Source organism: Rhizobium sp. AC27/96, from assembly GCF_001692325.1.
GTDB lineage: Bacteria > Pseudomonadota > Alphaproteobacteria > Rhizobiales > Rhizobiaceae > Rhizobium.
Genome location: NZ_LXKN01000075.1, coordinates 45,689 through 70,180 on the forward strand (window position 1 = coordinate 45,689; position 24,492 = coordinate 70,180).

Annotated in this window: 22 protein-coding genes and 1 riboswitch; of the genes, 7 read left to right on the top strand and 15 right to left on the bottom strand. The window is 60.2% G+C overall.

Features of this window, described 5'->3' with window-relative positions; all coding sequences use genetic code 11:
• Position 1: 1 nt before the first annotated feature.
• The gene (locus A6U86_RS33695) at positions 2 to 1,429 is read right to left on the bottom strand and encodes a PLP-dependent aminotransferase family protein (RefSeq protein ID WP_068401351.1); all 1,428 of its coding nucleotides are present in this window, start codon (positions 1,427 to 1,429) and stop codon (positions 2 to 4) included.
• Positions 1,430 to 1,523: 94 nt separating this feature from the next.
• Between A6U86_RS33695 and A6U86_RS33700 the strand changes: the two genes are divergently transcribed.
• Together A6U86_RS33700 and A6U86_RS33705 are read left to right on the top strand one after the other, a co-directional pair.
• The gene (locus A6U86_RS33700; protein WP_068401354.1) at positions 1,524 to 2,207 is read left to right on the top strand and encodes a pyridoxamine 5'-phosphate oxidase family protein; all 684 of its coding nucleotides are present in this window, start codon (positions 1,524 to 1,526) and stop codon (positions 2,205 to 2,207) included.
• 29 nt (positions 2,208 to 2,236) lie between these two features.
• Positions 2,237 to 2,899, top strand: a complete 663-nt coding sequence (locus A6U86_RS33705) for a GNAT family N-acetyltransferase (protein WP_068401357.1) — start codon at positions 2,237 to 2,239, stop codon at positions 2,897 to 2,899.
• Positions 2,900 to 2,924: 25 nt separating this feature from the next.
• Here the strand turns inward: A6U86_RS33705 and aac(6') are convergent, their stop codons facing one another.
• Positions 2,925 to 3,365 carry an aminoglycoside 6'-N-acetyltransferase gene (gene aac(6'), locus A6U86_RS33710; RefSeq protein ID WP_068401761.1) on the bottom strand — a complete coding sequence of 147 codons (441 nt, stop codon included), beginning with the start codon at positions 3,363 to 3,365 and terminating at the stop codon, positions 2,925 to 2,927.
• A 133-nt stretch (positions 3,366 to 3,498) separates the two neighbouring features.
• Between aac(6') and A6U86_RS33715 the strand changes: the two genes are divergently transcribed.
• The 5 genes from A6U86_RS33715 to A6U86_RS33735 all read left to right on the top strand — a co-directional run bounded on the left by A6U86_RS33715 (position 3,499) and on the right by A6U86_RS33735 (position 11,827).
• On the top strand, positions 3,499 to 4,494 hold the full coding sequence (locus tag A6U86_RS33715) for a sterol desaturase family protein (protein WP_068401359.1): 996 nt from the start codon (positions 3,499 to 3,501) through the stop codon (positions 4,492 to 4,494).
• Between the two features lie 221 nt (positions 4,495 to 4,715).
• Positions 4,716 to 8,039: a thiamine pyrophosphate-dependent enzyme gene (locus tag A6U86_RS33720; RefSeq protein WP_068401361.1), complete on the top strand. Its 3,324-nt coding sequence runs from the start codon at positions 4,716 to 4,718 to the stop codon at positions 8,037 to 8,039.
• Between the two features lie 271 nt (positions 8,040 to 8,310).
• Positions 8,311 to 9,456, top strand: a complete 1,146-nt coding sequence (locus tag A6U86_RS33725; protein WP_068401364.1) for a PspA/IM30 family protein — start codon at positions 8,311 to 8,313, stop codon at positions 9,454 to 9,456.
• Between the two features lie 5 nt (positions 9,457 to 9,461).
• On the top strand, positions 9,462 to 10,112 hold the full coding sequence (locus tag A6U86_RS33730; protein WP_068401365.1) for an OB-fold-containig protein: 651 nt from the start codon (positions 9,462 to 9,464) through the stop codon (positions 10,110 to 10,112).
• A complete protein-coding gene (locus A6U86_RS33735) occupies positions 10,112 to 11,827 on the top strand; it encodes a flotillin family protein (RefSeq protein ID WP_141683870.1) in 1,716 nt (571 codons plus the stop codon). Before A6U86_RS33730 ends, A6U86_RS33735 begins: the two co-directional genes overlap by 1 nt.
• Positions 11,828 to 11,912: 85 nt before the next feature.
• On the opposite strand, the gene A6U86_RS33740 is transcribed toward A6U86_RS33735, so the two are convergent.
• The 13 genes from A6U86_RS33740 to A6U86_RS33800 form a co-directional block, all read right to left on the bottom strand.
• Positions 11,913 to 12,758, bottom strand: coding sequence for an aspartyl/asparaginyl beta-hydroxylase domain-containing protein (locus A6U86_RS33740; RefSeq protein ID WP_083197071.1), 846 nt, complete (start codon positions 12,756 to 12,758; stop codon positions 11,913 to 11,915).
• 296 nt (positions 12,759 to 13,054) lie between these two features.
• Positions 13,055 to 13,444: a fluoride efflux transporter CrcB gene (gene crcB / locus A6U86_RS33745; RefSeq protein WP_141683871.1), complete on the bottom strand. Its 390-nt coding sequence runs from the start codon at positions 13,442 to 13,444 to the stop codon at positions 13,055 to 13,057.
• Positions 13,445 to 13,536: 92 nt separating this feature from the next.
• Positions 13,537 to 14,907: a voltage-gated chloride channel family protein gene (locus tag A6U86_RS33750; protein WP_068401371.1), complete on the bottom strand. Its 1,371-nt coding sequence runs from the start codon at positions 14,905 to 14,907 to the stop codon at positions 13,537 to 13,539.
• Positions 14,908 to 15,021: 114 nt separating this feature from the next.
• A riboswitch (Fluoride riboswitch) is annotated at positions 15,022 to 15,110 on the bottom strand.
• 59 nt (positions 15,111 to 15,169) lie between these two features.
• Entirely contained in the window at positions 15,170 to 15,991 is an 822-nt protein-coding gene (locus A6U86_RS33755) for a class I SAM-dependent methyltransferase (RefSeq protein WP_068401373.1), read from the bottom strand.
• 41 nt (positions 15,992 to 16,032) lie between these two features.
• The gene (locus A6U86_RS33760; protein WP_068401375.1) at positions 16,033 to 17,076 is read right to left on the bottom strand and encodes a Gfo/Idh/MocA family protein; all 1,044 of its coding nucleotides are present in this window, start codon (positions 17,074 to 17,076) and stop codon (positions 16,033 to 16,035) included.
• Positions 17,077 to 17,084: 8 nt separating this feature from the next.
• Positions 17,085 to 17,870: a ThuA domain-containing protein gene (locus A6U86_RS33765; RefSeq protein WP_068401380.1), complete on the bottom strand. Its 786-nt coding sequence runs from the start codon at positions 17,868 to 17,870 to the stop codon at positions 17,085 to 17,087.
• Positions 17,871 to 18,032: 162 nt separating this feature from the next.
• Positions 18,033 to 18,374, bottom strand: a complete 342-nt coding sequence (locus A6U86_RS33770; RefSeq protein ID WP_068401382.1) for a multidrug efflux SMR transporter — start codon at positions 18,372 to 18,374, stop codon at positions 18,033 to 18,035.
• Between the two features lie 19 nt (positions 18,375 to 18,393).
• Complete coding sequence (locus A6U86_RS33775; protein ID WP_068401383.1) at positions 18,394 to 18,957, bottom strand: TetR/AcrR family transcriptional regulator; 564 nt, start codon at positions 18,955 to 18,957, stop codon at positions 18,394 to 18,396.
• A gap of 95 nt (positions 18,958 to 19,052) precedes the next feature.
• The gene (locus A6U86_RS33780; RefSeq protein WP_068401384.1) at positions 19,053 to 20,141 is read right to left on the bottom strand and encodes an ABC transporter ATP-binding protein; all 1,089 of its coding nucleotides are present in this window, start codon (positions 20,139 to 20,141) and stop codon (positions 19,053 to 19,055) included.
• A gap of 100 nt (positions 20,142 to 20,241) precedes the next feature.
• Positions 20,242 to 21,117, bottom strand: a complete 876-nt coding sequence (locus tag A6U86_RS33785; RefSeq protein ID WP_068401385.1) for a carbohydrate ABC transporter permease — start codon at positions 21,115 to 21,117, stop codon at positions 20,242 to 20,244.
• A gap of 1 nt (position 21,118) precedes the next feature.
• Positions 21,119 to 22,024 carry a carbohydrate ABC transporter permease gene (locus A6U86_RS33790; RefSeq protein ID WP_068401389.1) on the bottom strand — a complete coding sequence of 302 codons (906 nt, stop codon included), beginning with the start codon at positions 22,022 to 22,024 and terminating at the stop codon, positions 21,119 to 21,121.
• A gap of 71 nt (positions 22,025 to 22,095) precedes the next feature.
• Positions 22,096 to 23,361, bottom strand: a complete 1,266-nt coding sequence (locus A6U86_RS33795) for an ABC transporter substrate-binding protein (protein WP_068401391.1) — start codon at positions 23,359 to 23,361, stop codon at positions 22,096 to 22,098.
• Between the two features lie 234 nt (positions 23,362 to 23,595).
• Positions 23,596 to 24,489, bottom strand: coding sequence for a sugar phosphate isomerase/epimerase (locus A6U86_RS33800; protein WP_068401392.1), 894 nt, complete (start codon positions 24,487 to 24,489; stop codon positions 23,596 to 23,598).
• Positions 24,490 to 24,492 lie beyond the last annotated feature (3 nt).

A 24,492-nucleotide genomic window follows, 5' to 3' on the forward strand; every position in this document is an offset into this window, starting at 1 on the left:
GTCAGGAGAACGTCGCCGGATCATCGAGCAATCCCGCAATCTTTGCCGCCGCCGCATCCGCTGCGTGGGCTTCCATGCGGGCGATGCCGAACAGCAGTCCCGGCCGCGACTCTCCGAGGTGCAGCGAGGACATGGCGCGCAATGCGAAGCCGTGCGAATTGATGGCGCGCATGGCGGCGACATCATTGACCGTGGCGTCCCGAAACCAGCTCGCCAGTTGCTGCCCGCCACTGCCCTCGCCGAGAGTAAGGTGCTGGCCGCAGTGATGCTTGAGTGCGGAGACGACCGCCGCCATGCGTTCCGCATAAACGGCATTCATATGGCGCAGATGTGCACGAAACCGGCCTTCACTGATAAAATCGGCAAGGGCCGCCTGAATATGGATCGACACGATCGCCCCTCTTAGCCGCTGCGCCACCTCGACGGCCGCCACGAGCCTGGAAGGCACCACGGCATAGGCGACCCGCATACCCGGCGCCAACGTCTTCGAAAATGTGCCGAGATAGGCGACCACTTCGCCACGATCAATGCCCTGCAAGGCGGCGATCGGGCGGGTCGCATACTGGAACTCGCTATCGTAATCATCCTCCAGAACGATGGCTCCGGTGGCGCGGGCGAATTCGAGCAGCGCCAGGCGGCGGGGCAGGCTCATGGTGACACCGGTCGGATACTGGTGCGAGGGCGTGACATAGATCAGCCGCGGCGGCGGCCCGGCCGCGCGACCAATATCGACGCCTTCCTCATCACAGGGCACGGGCACGAGGTTGGCCCCTGCCACCCTTAACAGTGCCTGCGCCGTCGCATAGCCCGGATCCTCGATCCAGGCGATGTCGTCGTTTGAGCCGTTGGCCCGAAGCAGCACGCTGGCGAGCAAGCCGATGGCCGCGCCCGTTGACGGCACGATCAGCACCTGCTCGGGCCGGGCGGCGACACCACGCGTCGCCGAGATATGATCGAGGATCGCCGCGCGCAATTCAGGAAGCCCGTTCTGGGCGCCATAGCCGAGATCATGAACGCGAAGGGACCGGCCACGGGCGCCGAGACATCGCGCCCAGGCCGCATGGGGAAAGGTTGAGACGTCAGGCACTCCGGGCTCGAACAATCCACCCCTCTTGAATTCCGTAATGCGGGGCGCATTCGGTAGTGGCGCTGCGGGCTGGCCAAATGGAGACGGCGAAGGGAAAGCCGCCACGCGGGTTGCCGCACCCGTCGTCGACTGCAGATAACCCTCTTCCTTCAGGCGCTCATAAGCACTGACGACGGTCGAGCGTGCGACACCGAGCGAAATCGCCAATCCCCGCGTTGACGGGACACGCTGACCTGCAGGCATCTGCCCCCGCAGGATACGATCGCGCATCAGCCGATAGACCTGCCCTTCCAGATCGCCCGAAACACGATCGAGCGCCGGCCACTGTGCAACTATTGTCATGACACTTCAACTGGTCTGTTAGAAATTGAAGAACTGGCTATTTATAGCCTACCTCTTTGTTGGCAGAGATCAATGATCAATCCACGAGGACGACATGGCCGATCATTACCCGCCAGACACAGGGGACTACCCGACCACCGAGCGCACCCGCGTCCGGCGCAGCCCAAAACGTGGGAGCCATGCCCATGCCGACGTCCATGCCATTCTCGATGCCACACCACTCTGTCACGTCGGCTATGTCATCAATGGCGCACCCTATGTGACGCCGACCCTGCACTGGCGCGAAAGCGACTATGTCTATTGGCACGGCTCGTCGGCCAGCCGCTTTCTGCGCGCGGCGGAAGATATGCCGGTGTGCCTCACCTGCAGCATCATGGACGGCTATGTGCTCGCCCGTTCCGCCTTCAACCATTCGGTCAACTACCGCTCCGCCATGGTCTTCGGCACCGCCCGTCTGGTCGATGATATCGACGAAAAAACCGAGGCGTTGCGACGTCTGGTCGAGGACCTGTTTCCCGGCCGCTGGGAGAGCCTGAGGCCGATGACCAAGCAGGAAGTAAAGGCGACATCGGTGATGCGGATGAAGATCGACGAGGCCTCCGCCAAGATCCGCAACGGTCCACCGGGCGATATGGACGAGGCTCACCATCCGGTCTGGGCCGGCGTCTTGCCGATGAGGAGTCATCTGGCTCAGGCGGAAGCCGCGCCCGGCACGCCTGACGGGATAGAGCTGCCGCAATCGCTCACGGACTTGATACAATCCGGCAGGCTTCGCTAAGCTGCATTTGATGACCAAAGGATTTTGAAATGGATCTTGCCAATTGGAGCGGCGTGCCGCGACCCGAACGAACCACCCTCGAAGGCCGCTATGTCAGGATCGAGCCTCTCGACCCGGCGCGCCATGGCGAGGACCTTTATGCTTCCGCCCAGCAGCCCGGCGCTGAAGACCGCTTCCGCTATCTTTTCGAAAGCGCGCCCGCCGACTACCCCGCCTTTACTCCCTGGCTTGAGAAAGCGGCGTCTGGCACCGATCCTCTTTTCTTCGCAACGATCGACAAGCGGACGGGACGCGCCGAAGGCCGACAAGCCCTAATGCGCATAGACAATACGCATGGTGTCATCGAGATCGGCAGCATCCTGTGGGGGCCGGCGATCGCGCGCAGCCCAGTGACGACCGAAACTCTCTTCCTTTTCGCATCCTATGTCTTCGATACGCTCGGCTACCGCCGCTTCGAATGGAAATGCAACAATCTCAACGAACCGTCGAAGCGGGCGGCCGAACGCTTCGGCTTCGCCTTCGAAGGCATCTTCCGCCAGCACATGGTTGCGAAGGGCCAGAACCGCGACACCGCCTGGTTTGCGATGATCGATGCCGACTGGCCCCGCCTGAAGGCAGGTTACGAGCGTTGGCTCGCGCCTGAGAATTTCGACGCGACAGGACAGCAGAAAACCATGCTGACATTCGGATAGGCCGGATACTTCTCCGGACTCCAGTTTAGAGAGACTTGCGAAAATAAACCACGCGCTGGGTTTCCACGAAACCGAGCGCGTGGTGGAAGGCGTGGCTGTCAAGATTGTCGATCCGCGCATCGGATGCAAATTCGACGCAGCCGGCAGCCCGTCCCCAGCCGGCAACGGCCTGGCAAAGCGCCTGCGCGATACCTTGCCGGCGATGCTCATGGCGAACATAGATGCCCTCGAGAAACAGGACGGGCGATGTGTCGCAGCCATTGACGTAATCATGCCGCAATGTCGCTTCAGCAAAACCAACGACATGACCGGCAGCATCAATCGCCACGAACCCAATAGCGCCCTCATCGGAACGAAGCTGCTCAAGCTCGGATCGGTGATGCTCGATCGAATCGCCGGGCCAAAGCTCGGAGCGCAAAAGCACCCATGCATCCAGTTGTTCGTCTCCAGCTTCCTCAATACGCATGCTTATTCCTCTCAATGGCTCATCCTTCGCCCGCTTGGCGAAAAATTTCACTTTCGACTCCACAATCATCACGCTACATATCGCGTTTACTCGCGCACAAATTCTTCGATGATCCAAATCTGAGGACGATGGAATGAGATTTCAAAGCAGTTCGCGTCTTTACGCTGCTGTTTCATCCCTGCTGTGGCCGGCCATCTTTTGCGCCGGGCTGGTGGGCTCCTATTTTGCCTTCAATTCCCAGATGCATCTGCTGTGGTTCAATGTCGTCTATTTCTCCGTAGTTGTGACTATAGCGCTCTTCGAGCGGCTCATGCCCTATGAGGAAACCTGGCTCGATCCCGACGGCGAGACGTTCAACAACATCGCCCACACGCTTCTAAGCAAGGGGGCGGTGCAGATTGCCGCGGCCATCGGCGCTTCGTTTCCAATGGCGGTGGCCACGGTGGCGCAGCCTTTTCTGAGCCACAAAGCGGATATCTGGCCGGAGCAATGGCCGATGGCCGTGCAGGTCGTGCTCGGCCTTGTCATTGCCGAACTTGGTCTCTATCTCGCCCATCGACTTGCACATGAGCACCTGTCGCTCTGGCGTTTTCATGCCTTGCATCACAGCGTCGAGCGCCTGTGGGTCATCAATACCGGGCGCTTCCACATTATCGACAGCCTGTTCAAGATCGCGCTCAGCCAGATCCCGCTTTATCTGCTCGGCGCGCCGCTGCCGGTTTTCCTGTGGATCGGCGCGGTGACAGCCTTCATCGGTCTGCTCACGCATTGCAACATCGATGTGCGCACAGGCCCGCTCGACTGGATCCTGTCGACGCCGCGTCTGCACCGCTGGCATCATTCAAAGCTGCTTGCCGAAGGCAACACCAATTACGGCGAGAATCTCGTGATCTGGGACCAGCTTCTCGGCACCTACTATAATCCGCCGCGCCCCTCATCCACCGACATCGGCATCACGGGCAAGGTCGCCGACAGCTTCCTCGCCCAGATCGTGCAGCCATTCTCCAAGACTGGCCGCAAGCAAATCATCGGCAAGAAGCCGAAAGAACTGATCCTCAAGGAGGAGCAGGCGGCTAAGGCGGCGGCCGCGCGGCGGCGCAACGATGCGCCGATCCGCAAAAGCAGCTGAAAATGCTTCTGCCTGGGCACCCGTCAAGACCGTGACCGGGTGCCCCTGCCGCGCTTGCGCTGTGGACAGAAATATTCTGAAAAGTTTCGACCCGACAATGCACGTAATTCCGTTTCAAAGCGGGAAGATATTGTCATTTAACGTGTATTGAAAAAGGCATCCCAGGGGATTACCTAGGTCCACACAAATTATCATGATGAAAGATTAGGAAAATTATTGATATGGAAGGGAGGTTTAGCACAGAATACCTCAAGCAGCTTCATAGAATATTTTTCATTTCTAGAGAAATAGATCGCCTTGAGCGAGAATTCATCAAGCAAGGCATAGCACATTTTCATGTCTCCGGCGCAGGGCATGAGTCGACCGCGCTGCTCAACGAATTCCTCCATGACGACGACTGGCTGCATCTGCATTATCGCGACAAGGCCCTGATGCTGGCCCGCGGCATGCCCATTCGTGAGTTTTTCTCAAGCCTGCTCGCAACGGCCAATTCCCATTCCGCCGGACGGCAGATGAGCGCCCATCTATCCTCCCGCGCGCTCAACATCACGTCCATTGTCGGCCCTGTCGGCAACAACGCGCTGCACGCAGCGGGCGTCGGCGCGGCGCTGAAGCATAAGGCCGGCCTGCCGATCGCCATCTGCTGCGTCGGTGATGGCACCACCCAACAAGGCGAATTCGTCGAGGCCGTCGCGGAGGCCGTTCGTGGCCAGTATCCCGTCGTCTTCGTCATCGAAGACAACAGTTTCTCGATCTCGACGCGCACGAGCAAGCAAACCTTCTTCGACCTGCCTGGTGGTCCCGCATCCTCTTTCTATGGCGTCGATATCATCCGCACCGACGGGGCCGACCTTACCTCGTCGCGGGAAGCCTTCCGCAAGGCCGTTCGCCACAGCCGGAACAATCGCGTGCCGAGCATCGTGCTCCTCAATGTCGAGCGCCTGTCCGACCATACGAATGCCGACGATCAGAAGACCTATCGCACCCTGCTGGAAATCGAGACCGGCTCCTCGCGCGATCCGCTTCCGAACCTGCGGGCGATGCTGCACAAGGCTGGTGTCGATGCCGATGCGCTTGAGAAGATCGAGCAGGAACTGACGGCCGAAGTACAGGCCGAAGCCGCTCTCGCCCGCAGGGAAGATGCGCCCAAGGTCGAGACGGAGGCAAAGGCGCCCTACCCCGCTTCCTTCGGCAAGGCGACGGAATATCGCGGCAATGAACGCGAAGCCACATTGACGATGCGCGAGGCGTTGAACAACGTGCTCGACAAGCAACTGGCCGCCAACCCAGAAGTCGTGCTGTTCGGACAGGACGTGGAGGACCCGAAGGGCGATGTCTTCGGCGTTACCCGCGGTCTCAGCACCAAATATCCCGAGCGCGTCCATAACGCGGCTCTCAGCGAATCCACAATTGTCGGAACCGCCGTCGGCCGTGCGCTCGCCGGTCAACGGCCAGTGGCCTTCCTGCAATTCGCCGATTTCCTGCCGCTTGCCTATAACCAGATCGTTTCGGAAATGGGCAGCATGTACTGGCGCACCAATGGTGCCTGGGAATCGCCCGTCATCCTCATGGTAAGCTGTGGCGGCTACAAGCCGGGCCTCGGGCCGTTCCACGCCCAAAGCTTCGAAGGCATGCTGGCGCACACACCAGGCATTGACGTCGTCATGCCCTCCAGTGCAGGCGATGCGGCTGGCCTGCTCAATGCCGCATTCGAATCGCGCCGCCCCACCGTCTTTCTTTATCCGAAGGCTGTGCTCAACAATTCCGACGGTCGCACTTCGACCGACCTCGACAAGCATTTCGTCCATCCCGGCCTGTCGCGTCACGTGGCCCGCGGCCGCGACCTGACGCTGGTCAGCTATGGCAACACGGTCTCTCTCTGTGCCAAGGCGGCCAGCGCCTTCGAAGCCCAGGGCTTTTCCGTCGAAGTGATCGACCTGCGTTCGATTTCGCCGTGGGACGAGAAGGAAGTGCTGGCGAGCGCCCGGCGCACCCGCCGCCTGATCGTCGTCCATGAGGACAACCGCACCGTGGGCATGGGCGCGGAAATCGTCGCCACCGTCACGGAAAAGACCGACGTGCCTGTCGTCGTCCGCAGGCTTGCCCGGTCCGACGCGCACGTGCCCTTCAATTTCCGCAATCAGCTCGAGACGCTGCCGTCCTACAGCAAGCTGGTCGACCTGATGGCCGAGGTCCTCGAATGCGAGGTCACCTGGCATAAGGAAGACGACAACGGCCCGACGGCCGCCATCAAGGCGATCGGTTCCGGCCCCGCCGACGAAAACGTGCTGATCACCGATCTGCTGGTGAAGCCAGGCGACACGATCGAAGTCGGTCAGCTGGTTGCCGTCGTCGAAGCCACCAAGGCTTCGGTCGAAATCTGCGCCAATATCGGTGGCGTGGTGCAGGAGGTTTTTGTCCGGATCGGCGACCAGGTCGCGACCGACAGCCCGCTTCTGACCGTCGACGCCAACCGCGACATGGCAGAGCAGAACTTCGCGCTCGCCTCCGAAATACAGAACAAGTTCGTACTTCGTCGCCTGAAGTCACATTCCATTCCGGCGTTGCGCCGCCACTCCGGCAGTTTCTCGGAAATCGCCGTCAGCGGCCTCGGCATTGCCACCGGCGGCCGCCGCGTCGCCAACGAGGACATCATCCATCATTGGCCGAACCGTCGGGCCGAAGAGATCTTCGCGCTCACCGGCATCAAGAGCCGGTTCTGGATCGGTCCGGGCGAAGGCACGCTGAGCCTCGCGACAAAGGCCGTTCGCGATCTGCTGCGCCAGACCGAGATGTCGATTCACGATATCGACCTGGTGATTGCCGCGACGGGAACGCCAGATATCGCCACGCCGTCTCTGGCAAGCCGCGTTGCAGTGGCCGTCGCGGAAGATGGCGTTCGGCCGTCGCTTGCCGCCTATGACATGGGCGCTGCCTGCTCCGGCTATCTCTACGCCTTGCAGCAAGCCCACGATTTCATCGCGCAGCAGAACGATGCCAAGGTGCTGATCGTCACCTCCGAGGTGCTGTCGCCACTGCTCGACATGAAGGATTTCTCCACCGCGATCCTGTTCGGCGACGCGGCTACCGCAAGCCTGGTGACCACGCGCGACATGGCGCGCAATCCATTGTTTACGGCGAGCCGCCCGATCGTCAGCGGCCGGCCGGAACCAGGGGATCTGCTCTACGTTCCGCTGCCGGATGATGGCGTCATCGCCATGAACGGACGCTCGGTCTTCACGGAAGCAGTGCATTCCATGTCCCGCTCGATCGAGGACGCCTGCGTCGATGCCGGCATTGAGCTCGCCAATCTCGATCTGCTGGTGCCACATCAGGCCAACCAGCGCATCATCGACACGATCGCCAAGCGCAGCGGCCGCCCGGCTCTGAGCGTCATCGAGAATTATGGCAATACCAGCTCTTCGAGCATCCCGCTTGCCATGCATCACGTCGTCAATGAACGCTCCGAGCCGCTCAATCTCGGCCTCGTCGCCTTCGGCGGCGGCATGACGGCGGGCGCTGCGATCGTCCGCACGATAAAATAACAATCATAGCGTAGCCGCCGTCCTTGCAGCCGCGCCGATCCGATAACGACGCCTCGCTCTTGTTCCATCAAGTGCGAGGCGTTCGTCCAATTGGGCTCAATTTGGCGGCAGCTGCTACAGAGGCGCGAGATACGGATACCCTCGATCGCGTGCTAGGAGCGCGAAGCATCAAGTTTTTGCAACCTATGCTGCCCATCTTTCATTACAATTCATCCATGTTTGCGTGTACTATCTCTTGAAAAGCACCTGAGCGGTACTTTACTTGAAGTGCATGGCGAAGGCGCACACTTCATCGCATCCAACGCATCTGCGATACGAACTCGCTCCCGATGCAGCGGCACGACAGGCGATGGACGAGACCTTCGCTGCATACGGGCAGATGATGAGGCTGCTCACAGAGATCGTTCCGGACAGAGCCGGGGCGAACCTCGTTACGCTTCATGAACTTGCCTATGAAACCATCCGCGAACGCACCGCTTTGCCCGCGCGCCTCGTAACGCTCGGCCTGCGTGATTTTGCGGCCAACAGGGGCGAGCCAGCGGGCACAAACCGCCTGCCGCTCGACGAAAAGCTCTTTGCCATCAAGGGTCCGTCGGATCTGACAATCTCGACGGTGCGCGGCCGTATCGCCGTGCCGTTTGACGTGGCCGGTTACTTCAAGGGGTGGGACACCAATCTTCCCGCCTACCTGATCGCCGATGGCGGCCACTACGCGATTCACATCGGGGTTACACCAAACTCTCCCCGGACGGAGGAAAATATGACGATGAACGAAGGCATTCTTTCCCGCATGGGACGACTGATCGCCGGCCTCGCCAACGCGGCAGTCGACAAGGTGGAAGGCGCCAACAAGATCGCAGTCATAGAACAGGCGCTCCATGAGATCGACGCGGCCGCTGACGAAGCGCGCGCCGATCTCGGCAAGGCACGCGCCGAGGAATACCGCATCCAGAGCCGCCGCACCGAAATCGTCGACGATCTCACAGCCCTCGACGCAAAAATCCGGCTTGCGATATCGGCCGATCGCGAAGACCTCGCCAAGGCCGGCGTCGCCCGCCAGATCGATCTCGAATCCCAGATCGCCGCGCTCGACAAGGCGCTCGCGGATGCAAATGCACAGATCGATGAAGGACAGAAGGCGCTGCAGGCCGTTCTTGCCACCCGCCGCGAGGCGGAGGCCCGCCTCGCCGATTTCAAGCGCAGCGTAGCCCGCCACACGCCGGAAGAAGCAACCGGTGGTGTGCCGCGTGCGACACCGGCGGCAGGAGCAGCACGTGCGGCTGCCGCCGTCTCCCGCCTCACCGGCGTTCCGGCAGGCGAGCCCGCCACCAGCGCCGAGCTCGATGAGCTTGACCGCCTGCACCGGGAGCAGGCCATCGCAGCGCGCCTTGCCCGTTTCAAGGCGAATGATCAGTAACGATCATGCACCTCTTCCTCGCACCCGAATGTGCGCCCTTTGCCATCGCGGCGATGATCCTGATCGGCCTGACAGCCATCGAGATCCTTTCCATGCTGTTCGGCTTCTCCTTGAGCGAGATGATCGGCAAGCCGCATCTTGATGGTCACGATGGCGTTGTCTCCGGCCTGCTCTCCTGGATCAACCTCGGCGGCGTGCCGCTGTTGATCCTGATCATGCTACTGCTCGGCATCTTCGCCATCGTGGGCTTTGCCGTGCAGGCGGTGGCCGCCATGGTCTGGACGCCGCTGACGGCAGTGGTGGCCGTACTGCCCGCCGCCTTTCTCACCATACCGCTGGTGAGAGGCTCCACCCGTACCATCGCGCGGCTCATTCCGCGCGACGAGACCTATGTCGTCGATGCAGGCGATTTCGTTGGCCGTACCGCCAAAGTCACTGTCGGACCGCTGGACCAGGGCTTGCCCGGCCGCGTCTCGGTCAAGGACGTGCACGGCAACTGGCATCAGCTGCGCGCCAGCGCCGCCAAGGGCGAAGGCCCGCTTGGCGTCGGCGCCGAGGTCCTTCTTGTCGACCACAAGGCCGATATCTTCATTGCAGTTCCTGCCCCATCGGACCTCGTCGGTCCCGCTGAACAACCCTCCAGGGAGCAACACTAATGTACGGCCTATATGACCTTCTTCTGCCAGCAGGCATCGGCATCGTCCTGATCCTCGGGATCGGCTTTGTCCTCGCCTCGCTCTACGTCCGCTCGAGCCGCGACGAGGCGTATGTGCGCACCGGTCTCGGTGGCCAGAAAGTCGTCCTCGATGGCGGCTCCGTCGTCCTGCCGATCTTCCACTCGATCGCCCGTGTCAACCTCAAGACCCTTCGCTTGGAGGTCCAACGTGGCGAAAACGACGCGCTGATCACCAAAGACCGCATGCGTGTCGATATCGGCGCCGAGTTCTATGTCCGCGTCAAGCCGGACACCTCCTCCATCGCCCTTGCCGCACAGACGCTCGGCAGCCGCACCAACGACACTGAGCAGCTGCGCCAGCTGATCGAGGCGAAGTTCGTCGACAGCCTGCGCTCCGTCGCCGCCACGATGAACCTCGACGCGCTGCAGGAGCAACGCATGGATTTCGTCAAGGCGGTGCAGGAAGCCGTTGGTTCCGACCTCCAATCCAACGGTCTTGAACTCGAGTCGGTGTCGCTGACCCGCCTCGACCAGACCGACATCAAGCATTTCAATGCCAATAACTTCTTCGATGCCCATGGTCTGGCCGCGCTCACCCGCGTCACTGAAGGCCGCAAGAAGGAACGCAACGAAATCGTTCGCGATACAGAAGTCGCAATCGCCCAGAAGGACCTTGAGGCGCGGCAGCAATCGCTGACCATCGATCGGACGAAGCGCGAGGCCGAACTGAATCAGCAGCGCGACATCGCCAATAAATCCGCTGCCACCCGCGCCGAAACCGCTCAGCAGGAACAGGCCGCCAAGCGCTCGGAAGAAGAAGCCCGCATTGCCGCCGAGCAGGCCATCGCTGAACGTGAGGCCATGGCCAAGCAGGTGCGTGAGTCCGCCAACATCGACTCGGCCCGTGCGGTCCAGCAGCGTGAAACGGAAGCTCGCCGCGACAACCAGATCGTAGCGCAGGAAAGCGCCATCGCAGTTGCCAACAAGAGCCGCGAGGAGTCGGAAGCCAAGGCGAAGGCCGAAGCTGCCCGCGCACTCGCCATCGCGGCCGAAGAAAAGGTCGGCACCGCCAAGGCCGTCGAAATCGCCGAGCGCGAAAAGCAGATCGCCGTGATCGATGCACAGAAGCGGGCACAGACCCAGGCAACGGCTGTCACCATCGCCGCAGAAGCCGAAAAGCAGGCGGCAACCGACCAGGCGGATGCCATCAAGACACTGGCCACCGCCGAAGCCGATGCCGCGATCATCAAGGCCAAGGGTATTCTGGAAACCGGCAAGGCCACGGCCGAGAGCGAAGCGCTGCTCAACGAAGCACGCAACAAGCTCAGCCCCGCCATCATCGAATTCGAGATCACCCGCGAGCGCATCCGCATCGTGCCTGCAGCCCTTGCCGAAGCGGTCAAACCGATCGAGAAGATCTCGGATATCCGCATCTTCGACACCGGCGGCATGCTCGGCCGCGGCGGCAACGGTGCGAACGGCGGCAGCGGCGTTGGCCTCGGCGAAGGTCTCGCCGGTCAGCTTCTCTCCTATCAGGCCAACAAGCCGATCCTCGACCGCCTGCTCAAGGAAGCCGGTTTCGATGGCGACAATGCTATCTCGGCGCTGCTCGGCAATCTCGACAGCAAGCCCGCGGTGGTCCAGTCCAACGACAATTATGACGGCGACACCGAAGAGACGGACAAGCCTGCCTGACGATTACGCCTGACCGACCAAAACAAAACCCCGGAATCCGCTACGGATTCCGGGGTTTTTCATAAACTTCGCTGACGAACGCGGATCAGGCCTTCGGGCGGTTTCTCAGCGCTTCGGCCTCCGCGTAGAACTTCTTTTCCCATTCCTTGTGGTTGTCGAGACCTTCCTTGATGAACGGCGTGAAGATCGCCAGGTTCATCAAGGCCCAGTTGACAAAGCGAGCCGGGAATTTCAGCGGCTTGACGAAGTCGACGAAGAGCACCACCCGGGTCTTGTCGGAATGGTTCCAGGCCTCATGCTCATAGGCGTCGTCGAAGATCAGCGCCTTGCCTTCCTGCCAGTGGCAAATCTGCTTGTCGACGCGGATCGCCAGCTTCTCGTTCGGCTCCGGCACGATCAAGCCGAGATGCAGGCGCAGCACGCCGTTATAGGGACCACGATGCGCCGGAAGATGCTTGCCAGGCTCGAAGATCGAGAACATCGCCGTCGTCAATCCGGGGATCTTCTGCACAGCCGCCCAGGTATTGGGGCATGCCTTGATGTTCTGCTCGGACTTCACACCGAAGCCGAGCAGGAAGAAGGTCTTCCAGCGCGTATCGGTCGAGATGGTCTTCACGTCGGTGGAGATATCCTGGAACGTCGGCAGCTCGCTCTGGCGCAACAGCACCTTTTCGAGTTCGGCGCGGATCGCCGGATAATCCTTCTCGATCTCGGCCGCCCAAGGGAAGGTCGCGACGTCATAGACCGGCGGATTGCCCAGCTTGGCATATTTCAGATTGAGGCTTTCAGCCCAGGCAACGATGCCCATGAAAAAGCGCGTCATGGCGCTCGGGCGATCCATCGGCGCAAGCCCGGCGGTGCCGAAGGTTTGTTCCGGAGCATGAGGTTCTGTGGAAGTGGGAGCAGGTGCGCTCAAAGGACTCTCCGTCATGTCTGTCTCAAGGCCGTCCGAGAGGAAGCATTGCCACCTGGGAATTGCAGGAGGATTGCAAGGTGGCAACAGGTTCGACATCATCAATGCCCGCCTGCCCGTTCCTGATTGACGCCCGTCTCCTTGGTTATGCGATGATCATAATAATCGATTATATGAGTTGAATAGTCGAATTTCGCAAGAGTGCCCATTCGCGATCAGCGTTGGTTTCTCATGGAAGAAATCTTCGACGATTTCCCGGAGGATTTCACCTCATAATCGGCAAAAATACGGCAAAGGCGGCCCGCGCCTTTTCCTCAGACAGTTTGTCCCGAAATTATTAGCCGGACAATCGCTAATCCGGCGACAAGCGCCGCTATCGACAGGAAAACCGAGAGTACGACATAGGCGACGGATGGCATCCATTGGCCTCGCTCCCAGAGCGCGACGCTCTCGAGCGCAAAGGTCGAAAACGTCGTGAAACCGCCGAGAATGCCCGTCGTCAGAAACAGCCGGAGTTCCTGCGACATACCGCCGCGAAAGACGAAATACTCCGTCAGGACGCCCATGAGGAATGCCCCGACGACGTTGATGATGAGCGTGCCGAACGGAAAGTCGACACCGAGCAGCCGAGCCGCAATCTCATTGATGCCAAGACGGCAGGCACCACCCAATCCAGCACCGAGAAAAACGACAAGATAGATCACGATAATCTCCTGCTGCGGTTGGACGATATCCCGACTGAGGCTTCCTGATTATCAGCATTGCAAGACTTTCGACAATCACCGGTCGTCTCGCGTCAAGCCTTTTCGGTCTTGCGGGCATTTTTGCCGCGCGCCTTCGATCCCTGCTCGCGAATATGACGAAGCGGAACATCGGCGGCGACCTGGCCGGAAGCCGCATTCTTGGCGATCCCCAGACGCTGCGACAGATAGATGCTGGTGTGGCCGCTGCAGATATAAGCGAGGAAGCAGGCGACGGCGAGGTAGACGGTGTGCGTCGCGCCGAAGAGCTCGATGCCCATGATCATGCAGGCAAGCGGCGTATTGGTGGCGCCGGCAAACACGGCAACGAAGCCCAGTGCCGCAAAGAGATCGGCCGGCGCACCGAGAATGGCCGCGAGTGTGTTGCCAAGGGCAGCGCCGATGAAGAACAGTGGCGTCACCTCCCCGCCCTTGAAGCCGGCACTCAGTGTCACGATCGTGAAGACCGCCTTCCAGAACCAGCTCCAGTAATCGACATGAGCCGGATCGAAAAAGCCAAGGATCGTCGCATCGCCCGGGTTCGGCGACCAGACGCCAAGCCCCAGATATTCGCGCGTGCCGAGCAGATAGACGAGACCGATCAGCACCGCGCTGGCAATGACGGGCCTCAGCGGCGCATAGGCGCAGAACCGCTTGAAGGTTGCGGAGGCCATGTGCGAGACCTCGCTGAAGCAACGCGCCATCAGGCCGAAAAGCACGCCGGCCAGGCCAACCTTGATGAGCAGCAATGGCTCGAGGTGGAAGCTGCTCGCCGGCGTGCCCGAGAGATAGCCGACATGATACTGGATATGCTCGATGCCCCAGGCATGGCACGTCCAGTCGGCGGCTATCGCCGCCGCAAGGCTTGGGATCAGCGCCTCATATTGCATGCGCCCGATGGTCAAAACTTCGAGAGCGAAGACCGCGCCCGCGATCGGCGTGCCGAAGACGGCGCCAAAGCCGGCCGCTATGCCCGCCATGAGGAGTATGCGGATCTCGGCATGGCTGAGGCGGAAAATTCTCGCAAAGGCGCTTGCAACACTACCCCCGAGCTGAACCGCCGTCCCCTCGCGCCCGGCAGAGCCGCCGACCAGATGCGTCAGAACCGTCGATACCAGAATGAAGGGCGCCATGCGCAGCGGCACGCCGCCGCCGGGCTCGTGGATCTGATCGACGATCAGGTTGTTGCCGCCTTCCGCTCCGCGACCGAAGCGCTGATAGACCCATACCATGGCGAAGCCGGCGACCGGCATCAGGAAGATCAGCCAGGGATGCTCGAAGCGCGCCGCCGTTGCCCGATCAAGGCTCCACAGGAACAGCGCGCAGAGCGAGCCAACGGCCACCGCCATCGGCACGACAAGCGCGATCCATTTGAACAGGCTGCGAAATTGCTGAAAACGATCATGTAGGAATAGAGATGCGGACATCAGTCGCCCCTCCCGCAGCACCGGAATTGGCTCTGTCGGGGACAATGGATAGGAAGGATGGAAAAGATAACGGCAGAAAAACAGGCACGACTCTACTCCTTCGCCTTTTGGGCGTGTTGAGTAGGAGTCATCAGCTTCCCTGGAAAATTCAGAGCAGCGGTTCGGCCACCATGGCCCGGCAGAAATCCATTACCGTTGGATTTTCAATACAAAAACCGGCACGCTGCTGTCAATGCGGCGAAACGGCAAGCCGCCAATTTCGTCACACAGCTCTGGCAATCATCTCGATGGGTGCGAGCAGGCCGCCTTCCACCGACGTGTTGACATTGGCGCCGCGCTCGGAGGCCCTCGGCCCCATCAACGTTGCCATGCCCTTCCCTTCGCCCGCAGCAGCCTTGGCTCGCATTTCGTGCATCAGGCGGATCGCCAGCGCACTGCGATCCTGCTCCAGCTCCACCACGAAGCCTGCGTCTTCGAGCATTTGGCGATAGGTGTCCGGCGTGCAGACGAAGCTTGTCTCCGGCGTCATCGCCCAGGGCATCGGATAGGGCACCGAGCCCTCGCGCATCTGCATGATCTCATAAAGACCGAAACGGCCATCGGGCTTCAGGATCCGGCGGACTTCAGCAAACAGCTTCGCCTTGTCCTGGATGTTCATTCCGACATGGATGAGAGTTGCACGGTCGAAGCCACCACTCTCGAAGGGCAGCGACAATGCACTCCCCTGCCGGAAGGACACCAGTTCCGTCAGACCGCAGCGAGCGGTCAGCGAATTGGCGACCTGCACGAACTCCTCGGTGAGATCGATGCCCGAGACGATGCATCCGTAGGAGTCGGCAAAATGACGGGCGGGGCCGCCAAGGCCTGAACCGATATCGGCAAGCCGCATCCCGCCGGCCAGGGTGAGGTCGCGCGCGAATTCCACCGTGGCCGCATGCCGCCCCAAATGGAATTCGTCGACGCCGGCAAGGTCACTGACGCGAAGCAGTTCGATATCCCTGCCGTTATCGGTAAGCGTTTTCAGGATCGCCGTTTCCAGCGATCCATGGGTGTAGTGGCTGGCAACTTTTTCCTCGGTGGACATGCATGTTCTCCCAAGACGTTGCCTGATGGTTCGCTATGAACTCAAACCTTCAGTTCGCGCCGCTCCGTCTCCGTCACCATGGCAAGATCCAACACGCGCTGCAAGTTGGCCGCGTGGCGGAAGCTCGGGTCCTGGCTGGTGCCGGTCATGACCGCTTCAGCGAAACGCTGATAGTTGGTCAGCACCGGCGGCACCTCAATGACCCTCCACGTCGCCGTTTCAGTGTCGTCGCCAAGGCAACCCCGCAGCTCGGAGCCATTCGGGCTGTGGGACACTTCCAGGCCGCCGCGTTCGCCGTAGATACGCAGCTTCAGCTCGTTCAGATGTCCGGTCGCCCAGCGGCTGGCATGCACCACGCCGAGCGCACCATTGGCAAAATCGACCGACATCGAGAAGCTGTCGTTCGCATCGAGCGTATACTCGCCGATGCGCTCTTCCGGTGCCTTGTTGAAGGTCTTCAGGCGGGCGAAAACATGGTCGATATCCGTTGCGGCGCCATAGGCGGCGAAATCGAGGATATGGATGCCGATATCGCCGAGAACGCCGTTCGAGCCGTGACCGGTCGACAGGCGCCAGAGCCATTTGGACTCGCTGCGCCAATCGCCCCAGGCCTTGGAAACCAACCAGCTCTGCAGGTAGGAGGCTTCCACATGCTTCACGGTGCCGATCTCGCCCGAAATCACCATCTCGCGCGCCTTCTGCAGCTGCGCGACATTGCGATAGGTCAGGTTGACCATGTTGACGACGCCTGCCCTCTCGGCAGCCTCCGTCATCTCGAGCGCCTTTTCATAATTCTCCGCGAGAGGCTTCTCGCAGAGAACGTGCTTGCCGGCGGCAAGCAGCGGCAGGGTCGTCGGATTGTGAGCCTTGTCCGGCGTGACGTTCGTCACCGAATCGAACTCACCCCAGGCGATGGCCTCGTCCAGCGACAGAAAACGGTTCTTGATGTCGAACGTATCGCAAAAGGCAGTGAGCCTTGTCGCATCCGTATCGACGGCGCCGACGATCTCGACACCGGGAATACGGACGAAATGCTCCACATGGTTCTTCGCCATGCCGCCCGTGCCAACTACTATGAGACGCATATTCTACCTCAGCGATAACCGGCTTCGCCGGCTTGGTGCAGTCTTGGGCCACGCTCGACGATCGGCTCCAGCGCCTTCTCAACCGGGACGTTCGGCGCATCATGAATGCTTACCTGCGTGCCGAGCGGGTTGTGGGCCCACTTCACGGAGTTGACCAGCACCTTCTGTACGGTGTCGTTATGATAGGTCGGGTAGGTCTCGTGGCCGGGGCGGAAATAGAAGATGTTGCCCGCACCGCGGCGCCACGTCATGCCCGAGCGGAAGACTTCACCGCCCTGGAACCAGGAGATGAACACGGTTTCGAGCGGCTCCGGAACGGAAAACTGCTCGCCGTACATTTCCTCGTTTTCAAGCTCGAAATGCTCGCCGAGGCCGGCCGCGATCGGGTGACGCGGATTGATGACCCACAGGCGCTCGCGCTCGCCGGCTTCGCGCCACTTCAATGCGCAGGGCGTGCCCATCAGTCGCTTGAAGACCTTGGAGAAATGACCCGAATGCAGGACGATGAGGCCCATGCCTTCCCAGACACGCTTGGCAACGCGCTCGACGACCTCGTCCTTGACGGCGCCGTGATCCTTGTGACCCCACCAAAGCAGGACGTCGGTATCCTTCAGCCGGGCCTCGCTCAAACCATGCTCCGGCTCTTGCAACGTTGCAGTCGTTGCCTCAATACCGGCATCGACATTCAGCGCCTTGGCGATGGTGTTGTGCATGCCCTCGGGATAGATCCCGGCGACAACCTTGTTAGTCTGTTCGTGAATGTTCTCGCCCCAAACGACGGCACGAATAGTCATTACGGCACTCCTCTTATACCATTGGAATTGAATAGTTTACGCGATCCAAAGCGCTTTGGGAAAACGCTATACTTCAGGTCTCCTGAACCATTTAATGCAAGACATAATGCGTCCAAAGCGATTTGACAAAGGCAAAAATGGCCATGAAAAACACCTGTCTTTTCAGTGCGACACGGATTTTGAAAACAGATTGACGATGAGGACACCGGCGATGATCAGCGCCAGGCCGATGATGGCGGCAAGGTCGAGTTTCTGGCGGAAAAGCACCAGCCCGACCGCCGAAATCAGCACGATGCCGAGCCCGCTCCAGATGGCGTAGGCAATGCCCACCGGCATCACCCGCAACGTTACCGACAGACAATAGAAAGCCGCAGTGTAGCAAACCACCAGCAGGACCGTAGGGCCAAGCCGCGTGAACTGCTGCGACATTTGCAATGCCGTCGTACCGATCACCTCAAGCACGATCGCAGCCACCAGCATTGCATAGACCGATGCGTTCGCCATTCCGTATTCTCCGATATTCCTAGAGCTGTGTAAGTTCGACAAGCCGATCGATAAGCCTCTGCCGGGCACTCTCGTCCATATCCCGGCTGCCGAGCAGGTCCGCCAGCCAGAGCCCGTCCGTCGCCAGCCTGACGATGGCCGCATCCACCGAGGAGTCCGTTCCGACATATTCCTCGCTGCGCTCGCGCACCCAATCACGCCAGCGCTGACGCAATTGCGGCTCGCTGAGCAGCACCATCGTCACCTGCGCCCAGTCCTTCGTACCCTGCGGCTGATCGCGCAGCGCAAGGCAGGCATGAAGGTAGCCGCGGGTGAAGCGCCCATGCGGCAACGGATCGGCGCGCATCGCCTCCTCGATCGCCGCATCCAGTCGCTCCAGCAGGCTGTCGAACAATGCTTCAAGCAGCATGTTCTTGCTGGGAAAATGATGCAGCAATCCGCCCTTGCTGACACCGGAAGCGCCGGAAACGGCATCCAGCGTCACCGCCATCATCCCCTTTTCCGAAGCCAGCCGCGCCGCCACGTCAAGCAGTTGCTGGCGGACGAACAGAGGCTGCTTCTTCCTATGGTGCGCAGTAGACATGGCGGCATAACATACCAGTTGGACGGTTTCGTCAATGAACTATTCGTCGATCCTAAAACTCACGAATTCCAAACCTCATCCAAGCCATTCTCCTCTCAATTCACGCAATGATAAGCGACATCATTCGCATCGAAGATCGATACCTTTGCCGCATCGACAGTAAACGCTATCGGCGCGCCGGTGGCGACCGTCGTCATGCCCGGATCCGTACCGATAATCTTCGAGCCATCCTTGAGCCGGACATGGACAAGCGATCGGTCGCCCAGGCGCTCCACAGTTTCCACATGCCCGCCAATATCGCCCTTCTCTGCGGCCGCAACGACCAGATGCTCGGGGCGAATGCCGAGCGTCAAGCCGGAATTCGAAAGGCCGTCGAGCGGCACGGAAGTCCTGATGACCGAACCATCCGGCAAGGTCGCAGTTGCCAATCCGCCCGCCTCGCCGACACCGGCGATATTGATGAAGTTCATGCCCGGCGAGCCCACAAACTGAGCGACATAACGGGTTGCGGGCCGCGTATAGATTTCGACGGGTGACGCCACCTGCTCGATCTTCTTGTTGTTGAGCAGCACGATACGGTCCGCGAGCGTCATCGCCTCCACCTGATCATGCGTAACGAACACCATCGTCGCGCCCAGGCGCTCATGCAGTTGCGCCAGTTCGACGCGGGTGCGGGTGCGAAGGCCGGCGTCGAGATTGGACAGCGGCTCGTCAAAGAGGAAGACATCCGGCTCGCGCACGATGGCGCGGCCGATCGCGACGCGCTGTCGCTGGCCGCCCGATAATGCCGAGGGCTTGCGGTCGAGCAGGTGCGGCATCTCAAGGATCTTTGCGGCTTCCTCGATGCGTCTTGCGATCTCATGCTTGGGCGTTTTGATATTTCTCAAACCGAAGGACATGTTGTCGCGTACCGTCATATGCGGATAGAGCGCATAGGACTGGAACACCATCGATACGCCGCGTTCGCCCGGCGGCAGCTGGTCGACGCGCTTTCCGCCGATCCAGATCTCGCCGCTGGTGATGGACTCAAGACCCGCGATCATCCGCAGCAAGGTCGACTTGCCGCAACCGGAGCCACCGAGGAAAACGACGAACTCGCCACGTTCGATCGTCAGATCGATATCGTTGAGAACCTGCACGGCACCGAAATGCTTGGTGAGGGATTTGATGTTGATTCCTGCCAATTTCTCCTCCTGCGGAAAACTCGAATTTTGTCAGACCTGCCATTCATCGCATCTCGTCCTGCCGGATGATGACCGACCGGACGGGACTTTCCGCATTGGTTTATTTGACCGCACCGACAGCCACGCCCCGTGTGAGCGTGCGCTGGAAAATCAGGAAGAAGATCACCGTTGGCGTGATGCCGAGCAACGAGGCCGCCGCAATCGCGGTCGGTTCCTGCGTATTGGCGCCCGAAAGCACGCCCATGGCAACGGAGACCGTCTGATTATTGTTGGAGACCAGGAACACCAGAGGGATCAGAAACTCGTTCCAGGTCCAGATGAAGAAGAAGGTCGCAAGCACGGCGAGCGTCGGCCGCATCACGGGGACGATCACCATCCAGAGGATCTGCCAGCGGCTCGCATTGTCGATCTGCGCGGCTTCGATGATCTCGCGCGGGAAGGTCGCCATGACCGATGAGAGAAGATAGGTACCGAAGGCGGTATGCAACACGCCGATGATGAGGATCACCGAAAGCATCGAGTCGAACAGGCCTACCTGCTTGGCCATGTAGTAGAGGGGGTAAACCAGCGCCTCCTGCGGCGCCATGATGGCAATCAGCAAGATCACCAGCAATGCCTGGCCGCCACGCACCCGGCCGATGCCGATGGCATAGGCATTGAGCAGGCTGAGGACGACGGCCAATATGGCTGTGCATCCGCTGATCAGGACGCTGTTGAAGAGCTTGCGCGGAAAATTGACAGTATTCCAGAAGTTCTTGAGCGCCGTCAGATCGAAAGTCTTCGGGAAGGCAAGTGGGCCATTGGCGGCGTAATCCGACGGCGTCTTGATGGCGTTGAAGGCCGCCAGAAAGAACGGAAAGAGCGTTCCGGCCAGAAAGACGAGCAGAATGGCCAGAACGACCCAGCGGCCGAAGCCCTTTCTCTGCCGATGATCCGCCGAGACAACCGGGACCGAAAGCGAAGACGTGGCGGTCATATCAATGCCCTCCCTCGGATTGTTTCGATTGCATGCGCAGGAACACGATGCCGAGCACGATGGTCATCACCGTCTGCAAGGTTGCAATCGCCGCCGCGTAGCCGACGCGGTTCGTCGTGAAGAAATGGTAATAGGACAGGTAGGATGGCACGGTCGTCGCATTGTCCGGGCCGCCTGATGTCAGAACATAGATCGGCGCAAAAACCTTGAGGGCGGCGATCAGCGTCGTCAGTGCGACCACGAAGATCTCGGGCATCAGCATCGGAATGGTGATGGAGCGGAAGCGGCCGAACCAGCTGGCATTGTCGAGCTCTGCTGCTTCGTAAAGCGAAGGGTCGACACGCGCCAATCCGGACATGAAGACAACAAGGCAGTAACCGACCTGAACCCAGACGATAACGGCGGAAACCGCCCATAGCGCATAGCTCGCATCCCCCAGCCAGTTCTTGGCCATGAAATCGAGGCCGATGGCCTTCAGCACCGCATTGATGATGCCGATGGGATTGAGGATCCATCCCCAGAGAACGCCGGCAGCGGTCAGCGGCAGGATCTGCGGCAGATAGAAGCCGGCGCGAAAGAAACTCGACCAGGTCTCGTTGAATTGCGCGCTGATATAGTCGAACAGCACCGCGGCCAGCACCAGCCCCAGAAGAATGGGCACGATCGTCATCGAGATGATGAACAGCAGCGTGTGCTGGATGGAACCCCAGAAGGCGCCGTCCTGCAGCAGCCTCTCATAATTATCAAAGCCGACATAGCGAGGCGGAATGACGCCGCCCTTCCACGTCGTGAAGCTGATCACGAAATTGGCAATCAGCGGAATGAGCACGATGACCGCAAACCCCAACATGCCGGGGATCATGTAAAAATAGTATCCCGCCCTGCCGGCGCTCCTCGACTTATCCATCGAATTCCTCCAGTCCGATACGGCGAGGCGGCGTTTAAAGCCGTCCCGCCGTTGTGATTGTCGCCGATGGGTTACTGGGCCGCCTGCACGTCGTCGTAGGCCTTCTTCAGCCGTGCGGCCAACTGATCAGGCGTCGTGGAACCATTCACCAGGCCGGTGGTCGCCTGGATCAGGAGTTCGTAATAGCCAGGCACCGGCCAGTCCGGATAGAAACCAAGGCCACCCTTGTCGGAAATCTGCTTGAAGAGTTCGACGTTGCGCTTGCCGACCTCATCGGTGATGGCAGCCGGATCGGCATCGATTGCGACACCGCCAAGGTTTGCCTGTTCGTTCTGATTTTCCTTGCTCAGCACCAGATCGATGAACTCATAGGCGAGATCCTTGTTCTTGGCGCTCTTCGGCACCATGAACATGCTGCCCGTCGAGCCGACAGTGTATTTCGGCGTTGGGAAAAGGAACTGGCTCCATTTGAAGGTCTTGATAGTGTTGGCAAAGTTGCCATTGTTCCAGGTGCCGCTGACGAACATCGGAGCCTTGCCCGAAGAGAAGACGTTGGCAGCATCCGTGCCCTTGAGGCCCGTCGAATCCTTGGAGATGTAACCCTTGCTCACCCAGTCGGCGATCTTCTGAGCGGCGAACAAGAAGGGCTTCGTATCGAGCGGCGCCTTGAGGCCCTGATAGTTCTTGACCCAGGTGTCGTCGGCCTGCGTCAGTGCCAGCGTGTAGAGCAGATGCTGTGCGTTCGAATCCACCGTACCGTAGGCAAGCGGCGTGATGCCCTTCTGCTTGAAGTGATCGAGAGTCGCCTCGAACTCGGCCAGCGTCGTCGGCACCTTCAGGCCATCGGCCTTGAACATGTCGATGTTGTAGAAGACCGAGACGAACTCGCCGAGCGCGGGAATACCGATGATCGGGCCCGAGCCATAGACACCGTTCGCATCATATTTGCTGAGCTGCGTGTTGGTTTCGTTCAGGACCTTGTCCCAGCCGCGCGCCTTGAACTGGTCGTCGAGCGGCGTCAGCAGGCCCTGCGATGCGACGAGACCCGCCGTGGCGTTGCCCTTGTTGTATTCGAGGACGTCAGGAGCCTGGTCTGAATTGAGAATGAGACTGCCGGCCTTCTGCAATTGATCGAAGGTCTTCTGTTCGAAATTCACGGTTACGTCCGGATGCTTGGCCTTGAAGACGCCGAGCGCCTTCGTCCAGGCGACAGCCTGAGGCGTATCGGGCAGTTCGTACCACCAGACGTTAAATGTCTTGCTCTGGGCTTGCGCCACACCGGCAGCCAACAGAAGCGACATGCCGGCGGTGATCGCCAGCTTCGAAAAAATGCTCATATATTCTCCTCCACCTGCGAACCGTGACGGTGTTTGTCCGACGGCATGGCTCGCGCTGCCATCGGTCTTTTCCTCTCATTTTTGCCGGGCGTCGCCTCTCCCATGAGACAAGAAGCAGACGCTCGGCAGTTCCTCCGTTTGGATGCCCGTCTTGCCCGAAGCGTCAGCCGCTCCGGGCATCTGATTAACGCACAACTTGCCTCCTAAATCGATGCAGATTCGCAAATACGTGCGCTATTCGACAAAGTCCCCACCCCGGCTTTTCTTCAGATAGTTCAGGCCATGAACTTGGCCAGTCATTTCCAGCGCATCGCGATAGACCGGATCATGCCAGCCTTCGATGTCGATGGAACCGGACCAGCCGGCAAGACGCAGTTCGGAGATGATGTCGGTCCAGTTGCTGTCGCCGAAGCCCGGCGTGCGCATGAAGACGAACTTCTCCTTGCCGAAAATGCCGTGCTCCTTGATGACATCCCAGCGGATCGTCGCGTCCTTGCCGTGGACGTGGAAAATCTTCTTCGCCCATTTGCGGATCTGCGGCAGCGGCTCGATCAGATAGACCATCTGATGGCACGGCTCCCATTCCAGGCCGAGATTGTCGTCTGGGGTCTCATTGAACATCAGCTCCCACGCATCGGGATTATGCGCGATGTTCCAATCGCCGGTCGCCCAGTTGCCATCCATGGCGCAGTTTTCGAAAGCGATCTTGATGCCCTTGTCGGCAGCGCGCTTGGCAAGCTCGCTCCACACCTGCTTGTAGCGCGGCAGGCTTTCCGTGAGCGGCTTGTTGCGGATGCGGCCGGTAAAGCCGGCAACGCAAGTGGCGCCGAAATGATGAGCGTTGTCGATGCAATCCTTCCAGCCCTGCAGCGTCTGCAGGTCAAGTTCGCGCTCTTCAAGTGGATTACCGAACATGCCGAGGGTCGAGATGGTGATATCGCGATCGCCGATGGCGTCCAGGCTGCGCTTGCCGAGTTCCGCCAGGTTCTGGCCGTTCGTGGTCTGCCAGAAGAATGGCTCGAAGCTTTCAAAGCCGAGATCGGCGATCTTGGCGATATTCTTGGCGGCATCCTCGTTCGTCGCCCTGATCATCGTGCCGATGCGGATGGCCTTTGCCGGATTGGTCATTGT

Bases quoted from the DNA above. Each gene is read 5' to 3' on its own strand.
- A6U86_RS33695 (WP_068401351.1), bottom strand. From the start codon at position 1,429: ATGACAATAGTTGCACAGTGGCCGGCGCTCGATCGTGTTTCGGGCGAT.
- A6U86_RS33700 (WP_068401354.1), top strand. From the start codon at position 1,524: ATGGCCGATCATTACCCGCCAGACACAGGGGACTACCCGACCACCGAG.
- A6U86_RS33705 (WP_068401357.1), top strand. From the start codon at position 2,237: ATGGATCTTGCCAATTGGAGCGGCGTGCCGCGACCCGAACGAACCACC.
- A6U86_RS33715 (WP_068401359.1), top strand. From the start codon at position 3,499: ATGAGATTTCAAAGCAGTTCGCGTCTTTACGCTGCTGTTTCATCCCTG.
- A6U86_RS33720 (WP_068401361.1), top strand. From the start codon at position 4,716: ATGGAAGGGAGGTTTAGCACAGAATACCTCAAGCAGCTTCATAGAATA.
- A6U86_RS33725 (WP_068401364.1), top strand. From the start codon at position 8,311: ATGGCGAAGGCGCACACTTCATCGCATCCAACGCATCTGCGATACGAA.
- A6U86_RS33730 (WP_068401365.1), top strand. From the start codon at position 9,462: ATGCACCTCTTCCTCGCACCCGAATGTGCGCCCTTTGCCATCGCGGCG.
- A6U86_RS33735 (WP_141683870.1), top strand. From the start codon at position 10,112: ATGTACGGCCTATATGACCTTCTTCTGCCAGCAGGCATCGGCATCGTC.
- A6U86_RS33740 (WP_083197071.1), bottom strand. From the start codon at position 12,758: ATGACGGAGAGTCCTTTGAGCGCACCTGCTCCCACTTCCACAGAACCT.
- A6U86_RS33750 (WP_068401371.1), bottom strand. From the start codon at position 14,907: ATGTCCGCATCTCTATTCCTACATGATCGTTTTCAGCAATTTCGCAGC.
- A6U86_RS33755 (WP_068401373.1), bottom strand. From the start codon at position 15,991: ATGTCCACCGAGGAAAAAGTTGCCAGCCACTACACCCATGGATCGCTG.
- A6U86_RS33760 (WP_068401375.1), bottom strand. From the start codon at position 17,076: ATGCGTCTCATAGTAGTTGGCACGGGCGGCATGGCGAAGAACCATGTG.
- A6U86_RS33765 (WP_068401380.1), bottom strand. From the start codon at position 17,870: ATGACTATTCGTGCCGTCGTTTGGGGCGAGAACATTCACGAACAGACT.
- A6U86_RS33770 (WP_068401382.1), bottom strand. From the start codon at position 18,374: ATGGCGAACGCATCGGTCTATGCAATGCTGGTGGCTGCGATCGTGCTT.
- A6U86_RS33775 (WP_068401383.1), bottom strand. From the start codon at position 18,957: ATGTCTACTGCGCACCATAGGAAGAAGCAGCCTCTGTTCGTCCGCCAG.
- A6U86_RS33785 (WP_068401385.1), bottom strand. From the start codon at position 21,117: ATGACCGCCACGTCTTCGCTTTCGGTCCCGGTTGTCTCGGCGGATCAT.
- A6U86_RS33790 (WP_068401389.1), bottom strand. From the start codon at position 22,024: ATGGATAAGTCGAGGAGCGCCGGCAGGGCGGGATACTATTTTTACATG.
- A6U86_RS33795 (WP_068401391.1), bottom strand. From the start codon at position 23,361: ATGAGCATTTTTTCGAAGCTGGCGATCACCGCCGGCATGTCGCTTCTG.
- A6U86_RS33800 (WP_068401392.1), bottom strand. From the start codon at position 24,489: ATGACCAATCCGGCAAAGGCCATCCGCATCGGCACGATGATCAGGGCG.